The organism is Variovorax sp. P1_H12_2, assembly GCF_056405335.1.
In genome coordinates this window covers 1-5,110 of sequence record NZ_JBFUCI010000439.1, presented here as the reverse complement: position 1 = coordinate 5,110, position 5,110 = coordinate 1, and the positions used below count along the sequence as shown (strand labels likewise).

Genomic DNA, 5,110 nt, shown 5'->3' with positions numbered 1-5,110 from the left:
CAGCAGGAGCGAAAGCCCCAGCGATGTCTGTCTACCGAGCCCCGTCGAAGCGGCTGCGCCGGACGTCGAGATCCACTTGCCGACCGACGGCGTCGCATCGATGTTGCCGGTCGCCGCGTCGCGGTAGCCAAACCGGTCACCGCCAATCCAGTAGCACGGCGGCGAGACCGCCATGGGGAGACCTTTGCGGTCGCGTTGTACCAGTTGCTCTGCAGGGTCGACTGTGCTGTTCAGGGTGACGTTGATGAGGTGGAACGGGGCGAGCGAAGTTGGCAGTCCGCTCTTCGGGTCGACGAAGTCCTTCATCTCGACGTCGTCGCCTTGCACCGGCTCTGCCGCACTTTGGTCCTTCCCGCCTCTGGACGCGCCGCCGCGTTTCCCATTCGACGCGCCAAGATAGGCTCGGGTCAGGCGCGCGGCGTACAGAGTCTGCAAGCTCGACAGGTTGATGAAACTCGGGAACACCCCGGTCAGCAGGGCCAACCCAAGAACACAGACCGAGACGACGATGAATGTCATGCTGGTGCTAGTCGTGCGCTCGACATCGGGCATCTGTCCGCCCCAAAGAATCCACGCGAATGCGACGCTCCACAGGAGCGCGACACACAGGATGATCAATACGCCGGCCGCGCCGGCAAGCGTCATCAGGGGAATCCGGGACACGAGGCCCTTGGCTTTCGGAGCAGTCAGGAAGCTCACGCCACGTTTGACCAGCGCCGTGAGCACGCCTGCAATCCCCAGCGAAGAGGCAAGCGCCGTCACCGAGCCGCCGCGCACGACCAGCAGGTAGATGGATTGCCCGAGCGCCTCGAGGAGCGCCAGCACGGTGAGCGCGACCGCTAGCACCAGTGCGTTGCGCAGCCACCTCGTGAGGTGCACGCGTTGGGCAACGGCGGCGCTCTCCCCCCTCACAGCGGCGACAAGTAAGGTCGCGAAGTAGAACACCAGGCTCAGGAGAAGCAGGCCAGCAAAGGCCAAGGCGACCGAAGCCCGCTGCGGGACTGGGTCGTGGCGCGACAAGAACCATAAGATCACTGTCAGCGCAAGCGTGCCCCAGGCGGCGAGGCTGGGCAGAAATGCGCCTCGCTTTCCCGCCCACCAGTACGCAAGCCCGGCYGGGCAGGCCCACAGAAGGAAGATTGCGATGGGTATGTAGGCGGTCGGGCTCCACCACATCTCGAACGATAGAGGTGAGCTGAGTGGCGGCTGCGGCAACCAGCGGACGTCATATGTCAAGGCAAGCTGCCAGAGCGGCCCGCGAAGGACAGAGAGAACGGCGAAGGCAAGAACAAAGATCGTGCCGATGACGTACTGCACTGCGACCCAGTTCCGAATCGCCAGCGCTATGTCATAGGCCAAGTCCCCCGGGCCAGTGGGCGTCAGATACCGGCCGTTGTCACGCAGCCAGGCCAATGGGAATCGCACCCAGTCCGCCGCGGCGGCGGGGCGGTCCGCCTCGATTCTTCCGGGCGGCTCGACGCTGAGCACCTTGAATGCATGCTCGGCCGCGTGCGCATCGGCGTCGCTGGGCGCGGCCGGCTGGAGCCGACCTGGGAGGAACAGGCTGACGAGAAAGCTACCGACGTAGCCGCCGCCGCTCACAGTCGACAGATAGTCGATAGAGGACAGTAGCGAGTTGGCGTATGTCGGAGCGACCCCTGGGGCGACTGTCGATTTGGTGCTGAGTGTGATCGCCTGGATCACCCCCAGCGAGAAAGTTGCACTGCGTATGCCGCCACCAGAGAGAGCGAGAGCGCAGAACCGGGCGTTGGTGGCGATCGCGGCCTCGTTCTTGCCCTGCTCCAGGAGGAAGACCGCATGCCGTCTCGCCCTCACCTCTGCAACGGAGTCATTCGATTTAACCGCAGGCGTATCTCCCATGATCCGAACTCCAGGGCATGAAAGGCGCAGATTAATCGCGCTGACACGAGTCAATGTCGGCGTTCGACCGGCTGCCTCCTCCCCCTTGATGAGATCAGGGCAAGTCTTTGACTCGCTCAGGGAACCGCGACATCACGCGTGAGGCGCTCGGCCAGTTGTCAATTTTGCCGTCGAGCAAATACTCCGACACCGCCAATCCACATTTCAAGCCCTCTGTGCCGTCCTCCCCGACCTTGAATGCAAGCAGATGCCGTAGCCGTTATGGATCGAGGAAGCGGCCCCGCCGCCGGGAACTTCTCCTGTTCGTGCGCGAAGATCTGCTTGATCATGGGTTGCCAAATGTACGCTACAAGTAGTACTCACGATTGAGGAGGCGGCGTGGTTGCATGGGTGGCATCGTGCTGATGGCGGGCACGTTCAAGAGCCTTTTTCTTTTGCCTGCCAAGTTGTCCATGCCGTCTGTCACATCGGCGTGACAACGCACGAGAAAGAGGCGCGGACATGACGCTGAAAAAAAGCACCGGCCTGGGCGGGATCACGAACCTGTCGGTCTTCGCCCCGATCAAGTCCGGCATGGTGATAGGTTTCGACCCCGTGAGCTATCTCGAACGCTTGCGCAAGGTGCTCGACGCGTTGTTCTCCGCGCGGCAGAACACTCGCGAATCAGAGTTGCTGCAGCCAATCTTCCCCGATGTGATTGGGCAGTTCTCGATCATTCACCACTTCCGCTACGCCATCGTGCCGCCGGATCCGGCGGCGCCGACCCAGTCGGGCATCGGCATCTGGCGCCTGTCCCTGAACGTGACCTTCGACGGCGGCTGGGAGACCTACATGCGGGTGATCTACCGCGACATCGGCACGCTGCTCGACTTGCTATTCTCTCATTGCGAAGGCTATCCCGGCTCACGCACCTCGCGCTTCGAAACTTACTGCGCCTGGGTGCGCGCCAACGAGGTCGAGGCCGGCACCTTCTACGCCGATTCGGCGATGCCGCTGGGCGATCACCCCTATCTTGCGGCGGTGGAGAAGGCGCAACGTGAGCGTGGCGACCGGGTCACGCTCGACGCAGAGATCGCAAGACTCGCGGTGCCCTCCGCGGCAAGGCAACAGGCAGATGCGATGAGCAAGGCGACGGCCAACCGGTTAGGCACCCTGGTGCTGCCGCTACGCACGCTCAAGGGACTGTACCGGCTGTCGATCTATTTCCCCAGCGGCAACGCGGCCAACAACGACGGTGAAATGGGCACACTGCGCCGCTTCGCCCAGTCAATCCTGCAAGGGCCCCTGAAGGTCATGCAGGATCTCAACGCCAACCTTGGCTCGCCCCAGGAAAGCGCTATCTGGGCCAAGACGCGCGTGCAGCTTGCCGACGAGTTGGCCTGGCTCAAGGGCCCGCCCGCCGCGCCGGTCGCAGCTGTGGCGGCGTTGCCCTACAACCCAGCGCAACTGCAGGCCCACATCTTCGGCAGCGCTGAACTCATCACCCACGGCTGCGTGGTGTTGCTGCGCGTCGAGAATGCCCAACAGGCAATCGCGCACCTGGCCAGCCTGACCCCGAAATGCGGCCCGATGACGCCGGGGGGCATCGGCTACCTGTGCGGCTTCACGTATGCAGGGCTCCAGGCGCTTGCCATCTCGCCCGTGCGGCTGAACGAATTCCCACAGGAGTTCATCGAGGGCATGGAGAGCCGCTGCGCGGTGCTGGGCGACGTACGGGGCAATCACCCCGACCGCTGGCGCAGGCCAGTGGCCTATGGGCAGCAAGCCGGCGGCGGCCGACGCATTGACATGAGGGCAGTCCACATAGTCATCCAACTGCGCATGATCGACGCAACAAATACGTCATCCACCCTGCACCCCACGTTGAGAACCGCGGTGGACGCCCTGCAAGCCGCGGGCACCGGCTTGCGCGTGCTGGCCGTCGAGCCGACACGCAGCTACCGCAACCAGGCGCAACAGACCACGGGGCACCTGGACTTCGTCGACGGCATCAGCCAGCCGCAGGTCTATTCAAGCCAGTCCCCCGCGATTCCGGYGGTCGCGCACAGCGACCTGGTGAGTGCCGGCGAACTGCTGCTGGGCCATGGCAACGATCGAGGCGATGCGCCGAACCCGGCAATCGATCCCCTCCTGATGAATGGCACGTACCTCGTCGTGCGAAAGATCCGCCAGCGCGTCGACCACGTGGACAGTGCGATGGCGGGTCTCTCGGCCCCGCAGCGCGACGAGTTGCTCGCGCACATGATGGGCCGGCAGTCATCCGGCACGCCGCTGGCGCCCCTGCCCACCGGCGCCACCGGGCCGAACGATTTCAACTACGCGGCGCCCGTCGCGAGCGACGCCTGCCCGTTTCATTCCCACATTCGCCGTGCAAACCCGCGCGATGGGCGGCCCTATATCCCGCGCATCCTGCGCCGCGGCGTCTCATACGGCCCGAAGTCGACCACCGATCGCACCACCGAGCGCGGCGTGATGTTCCTGGCCTACTGCGCCAGCATCGCCGAGCAGTTCGAGTCGATCCAGCGCTGGATCGCCGGCGGCAACAGCAGCGGCGTGGGCTCGTCGCAGGGCGACCCGTTCTTGCGGGTGCCACAGGCCGGAGAGTCGTACATGTTCCGCTATTTCGACGGCAACGGCAGCGTCGCCAGGTTCACCTTCGACGACAAGCCGCTGGCGCAGCTCGAATGGGGCGTGTACCTGTTCGTGCCCCCGCTGGCCGTGCTGGCCAGCCTGAACTCCTATGTGGCCGGCCCGCCGGCGCCGGTCGCGCAGCAACCCTTGCCCCCGGTGGAAACGCCGGCGCAGCAGGAGGCCGCCGCGCGCGACGTCGTGCGGCAGCGCCTTGACGATCCTGACAAGGCGCCAGCCGCATGGGCGCTGGTCCGCGCGGGCGACGCATCGCTGCAGGGCACGCCCTATGGGAAACTCCTGGGAACGCAGGCGGAGGTGTTCAAGGCGCTGAAAGACCACGCCCGAAGCGAGTACTCGGTCGAGGGCTACGGCGTCCGCATGACCGCATCGATCGGGCTGAACCTGCTGGGCCTGGACCCGGGGCCCAAGCGCACCGAGCAACAGCCCCTCAATGCCGCGATCCTGTCCATCGACGAAAAGGCTGCGTACGACGCGACCGCGCCGATCGTGAAATCTCTGCTGACCCAGTTCCCCGACCTGCCCCCGTTGAATCCGGACGACCCGGTGCGGCGCCCGATCGATCTGGTCAGCTTCAGCG

Annotated in this window: 1 protein-coding gene and 1 pseudogene; one reads left to right on the top strand and one right to left on the bottom strand. The window is 64.9% G+C overall.

What is annotated here, in order from left to right; all coding sequences use genetic code 11:
• A pseudogene (locus tag AC1D2K_RS29430) lies at nt 1–1,881 on the bottom strand (hypothetical protein); the annotation flags it as partial.
• 501 nt (nt 1,882–2,382) lie between these two features.
• On the opposite strand from AC1D2K_RS29430, the gene AC1D2K_RS29425 reads away from it, so the two are divergent.
• On the top strand, nt 2,383–5,110 hold a 2,728-nt coding region (locus tag AC1D2K_RS29425), incomplete at its 3' end, for a Dyp-type peroxidase (RefSeq protein WP_478093320.1).